Here is a 1,856-nt window from a genome sequence, read left to right on the forward strand (position 1 = left end):
GCGCAGCGTCACCGCGCCGGTGCCGCGGTCGACGGTCACGCCGCTGACCTGCAAGGTGCCGGGACGGGCGTACACGGTGCCGTCCTCGAGCACGACGCGGATCTGGCGGCTGCCCTGGCCGTTCGGGCCCTCGCCCTCGAGCTGGCGGCGCAGCTGCAGGATCTCGGCGCTGCTCTGGACGATGTCCACATGCATCGGATCGAGCTGCTGCACCGTGGTCAGCGCCTGCGTCTGGTTGGCGGTGACCAAGGCGCCGGCGGTGACGGTGGAAACTTCGATGCGGCCGGAGATCGGCGCGCGTGCGGGTGCGGTCCAGCTGCACGCGCGCGGCGTCGAGCGCGGCGCGGGCCACGGCCACGTCGGCCTGGGCCTGCCGCAGCGCGCTGGCGCTGTCGTCGGCGCTCTGGCGGCTGAGCGCGTCGGCCTTGAGCAGCTCGGCGTCGCGCTCGGCGCGGGTGCGGGCGACGGCCACCTGGGCCTCGGCCTTCTGCAGATCGGCCGCGGCGCGCGCGCGCTCGGCCTCGTAGCTGGCGGCATCGAGCTGGTAGAGCGCCTGGCCGGCGCGCACCGTCGTGCCTTCCTCGAAGAGCCGCTTCTGGACGATGCCGCTGACCTGCGGGCGGATCTCGGCGACCTGGCTCGCCGACAGGCGGCCAGGCAGCTCCAGCGCCAGCGGCGCGTCCTGCGTCGCGACGATGACCACGCCCACCTCGGGCGGCGCGGGCGCGGCGGCGGCGGTCTTCTTCTCGCCGCAGCCGGCGGCCAGGACAGCCGCGAGGACGGCCGCAAAGGCGACCAGCAGGGACAGCGCGGCGGGACGCGGCATCGACGCGCGCGGACCGGCCGCCCGCGCGCAGGGTGTCAGAATCTTCGGCATGGCGGCGGATGCTGGCCCACGAATGTGGAGACACCTTGAAGATCGCGTCCGCCGCGCGGGCTCCGCCCAGACGGCTTGCCCGCCGCACGCGGCGCCGGTCATCATGCGGCCCGCCCTGGTCCACTCGCCGCCCCGTTCTCCTGGATGAAGCTTCCGTTCACCCTCACCGCCCGGCTGTTCATCGCCGTCTTCAGCACCGCCATGGCGGTCGCGCTGGCGATGGGCGTGTTCTCGCACATCAACCTGAACCGGGACTTCATCGGCTACCTCAACGAGCAGGCGGTCAACCGGCTGGAACTTGCGCGCACCAGCGTCACCGCTGGTTATCGGGAGAACGGCCGCAGTTGGGACTTCCTGCGCCAGAAGCCGGAGCTGTGGGGCCGGCTGCTGCGGCCGCTGGTGCCGGAGGCGGAGATGCCGGCGGTCAAGCATGGACCGGCCGACCTGACCGGCGCGACGCGGCGCTTCACGCTGTTCGACGAGAACCGCGAGCGGGTGGCCGGTTATGCCGGCCCGGTCGAGCCGACGATCGAGCGGCCCATCATCGTGGACGGCCTGACCGTGGGCTGGCTGGCGCTGACCCCGATCGAATCGGTGAGCCCGGGCGCGGAGAAGCATTTCTACGACGCGCAGCTGCGCTCGGCCTGGGTGGTCGGCGGCGCGGCAGTGCTGCTGGCGGCCGGTGTGGCGTACTGGATCTCGCGCCGGCTGCTGCAGCCGGTGCGGCGCGTGGCGGACGCGACGCACGCCTGACCGCCGGCGACTTCGGCGTGCGGGTGCGGGAGACGCGCGGCAACACGACATCGCCGGCCTGCAGCGCGACTTCAACCAGCTGGCGCTGACCCTGCAGCGCAACGAGGCGATGCGGCGCGAGTTCCTGGCCGACGTCTCGCACGAGCTGCGCACGCCGCTGGGCGTGCTGCACGGCGAGCTGGAGGCGCTGGAGGACGGCGTGCGCAAGCTCGACGCGCAGGCGCTG

2 protein-coding genes and 2 pseudogenes are annotated in these 1,856 nt (G+C 73.4%); 2 read left to right on the top strand and 2 right to left on the bottom strand.

Annotation, left to right across the window (positions count from 1 at the left end; all coding sequences use genetic code 11):
- Together FUT87_RS30370 and FUT87_RS31600 are read right to left on the bottom strand one after the other, a co-directional pair.
- Positions 1 to 249 (bottom strand): annotated as a pseudogene (locus FUT87_RS30370) (efflux transporter periplasmic adaptor subunit); the annotation flags it as partial.
- A 100-nt stretch (positions 250 to 349) separates the two neighbouring features.
- Positions 350 to 982: pseudogene (locus tag FUT87_RS31600) on the bottom strand (efflux RND transporter periplasmic adaptor subunit); the annotation flags it as partial.
- Between the two features lie 39 nt (positions 983 to 1,021).
- Between FUT87_RS31600 and FUT87_RS28450 the strand changes: the two are divergent.
- On the top strand, positions 1,022 to 1,630 hold the full coding sequence (locus tag FUT87_RS28450) for a hypothetical protein (protein WP_186830370.1): 609 nt from the start codon (positions 1,022 to 1,024) through the stop codon (positions 1,628 to 1,630).
- Between the two features lie 109 nt (positions 1,631 to 1,739).
- A partial coding sequence (locus FUT87_RS31605; protein ID WP_147240308.1) for a histidine kinase dimerization/phospho-acceptor domain-containing protein occupies positions 1,740 to 1,856 on the top strand: 117 nt, incomplete at its 3' end.

The sequence above is a fragment of the Mitsuaria sp. TWR114 genome, from assembly GCF_007997345.1.

What these genes read in the sequence shown, in the direction of transcription:
- FUT87_RS28450 (WP_186830370.1), top strand. Translation starts at nt 1,022, where the DNA reads ATGAAGCTTCCGTTCACCCTCACCGCCCGGCTGTTCATCGCCGTCTTC.